General features: G+C 62.4%; 1 protein-coding gene. It reads right to left on the bottom strand.

Annotation, left to right across the window (positions count from 1 at the left end):
• Positions 1-547: 547 nt before the first annotated feature.
• Positions 548-1,123: tyrosine-type recombinase/integrase (locus tag OI69_RS18635; RefSeq protein WP_039354149.1), on the bottom strand; the 576-nt coding region annotated here is incomplete at its 5' end.

Genomic DNA, 1,123 nt, shown 5'->3' with positions numbered 1-1,123 from the left:
CACGGGAACGAGCAAGGAGCCTGCGACTGCGAGCCGGGCGCAGCCAGTGCAGCGGGGTTGGGGCGGGGGCGAGGTGAAGCCGTTAAGCGCCGTGACGAAGGAGCGGCTTCTGCTTTGGGGTTGATGTTGGCCGAGTGTTGACGCCGGAGCCTGCGCCGCCAGGGAAGGCGGCCACACCGTTGAAGCCAGGGAAGGAACGCAGAGGCCGACAGCAGAGCGAGCCTGCGAGCTGTGCGCCACACAGCGCCCAAGAGCTGAACCCCGGCGGCCAGCCGCTCACCGTTGTTGAAGCAGTCCGCAGCGCGCCCATCACCCAACCGGCGCCGACATAATGTGTGTTACGCGTTGGATGCGTCCAGCATCTTTCGCGTAATGCCACATTATGTTGAATGACGTTCGGCCAGCAACGTGACTGGCAGAGAGTGATGAAGGTGGGCGCTGGCCGGGCGGCATTTACCGCCGGAGCGCCTTAGCTGAACAAGGCAGTAAGCCCGCAGGGACGAGGGCTTTCTGCCCTGCACCGTCCTGCGGCTTTGAAGGGAGTGAGCTACTTTTTCGGGCTATCCGGCGACACGGTAGCGTCCGGTTTGCCTTTCTTCCGGCGTCGGGGCTTCGGCTTGCGCTCTGCTGGGTGCGTATTCTCATGCACCTGTTTCAGATGACCGATAGCCACACGGGTATATATCTGTGTAGTTTCCAGCTTCTCATGACCCAAGATAGCCTGGATGTGTCGCGTATCTGCCCCGCGCTCCAGCATCTGCGTCGCCATCGAGTGCCGGAACAGGTGACACGCGCCCGCTTTCTTCAGGTGTGCATCATCCCGTATCGCCCGGCCTGCCAGTATCGTCAGCGTTGACCGCGCCAGCCGTTTCCCCCATATCGTCACGAACAGATAACCGCTGTCATGTTTTGTCGTCAGCCTCGGCCGTACCGCGTCCAGATAGCGCTGTACCCAGACCAGCGCACGCATTCCCACTGGCACAACCCTGTCCTTGTTCCCCTTACCTTGCCTGACGACAAGCACGCCGCGCCCCACGTCCACATCGGCCAGCATCAGCCCGGACAGCTCTGACCGCCGTAGCCCCGTACTCCACAGCATTTCCAGCACGGCACGGTTACGCAG

Source organism: Pectobacterium fontis (assembly GCF_000803215.1).
Taxonomy (GTDB): domain Bacteria; phylum Pseudomonadota; class Gammaproteobacteria; order Enterobacterales; family Enterobacteriaceae; genus Pectobacterium; species Pectobacterium fontis.
This window is presented reverse-complemented; position numbering and strand designations above follow the sequence as displayed.